At 66.1% G+C, this 301-nt stretch carries 1 pseudogene; it reads right to left on the bottom strand.

Features of this window, described 5'->3' with window-relative positions:
- Nucleotides 1-301, bottom strand: a pseudogene (locus EN852_RS38925) (glycine oxidase); the annotation flags it as partial.

Here is a 301-nt window from a genome sequence, read left to right as displayed (position 1 = left end):
CACCGTGTCCAGCGGTCCGCGCTGAGCAGCTCCATGGCCGAGCGCGCCGTGATCGGGCCTTCGGCATCGGATTCGACCATCGACGCGCCGACCATGAAAAGGTTTTCCGAGCGCGGCACGACATAAATCGGGATGCGTGGATGAAGCAGGCGGACCGTCCTGGCAAGCGAGATGTCGGCGGTTCGCAGCATAAGCATCTCGCCGCGCACGCCGCGCAGTTCCGGTCGCCTGGCGGCGATGCCGGTGCAGTCCACCTCGATATCCGGGATAGCCGACGCGGTGCTGCCGTGGAACTCGAGAC

Source organism: Mesorhizobium sp. M2E.F.Ca.ET.209.01.1.1, assembly GCF_004010375.2.
Lineage (GTDB): Bacteria > Pseudomonadota > Alphaproteobacteria > Rhizobiales > Rhizobiaceae > Mesorhizobium.
Note: the sequence above shows the minus strand (reverse complement) of the source record. Positions and strands in the feature narration are given on the sequence as shown.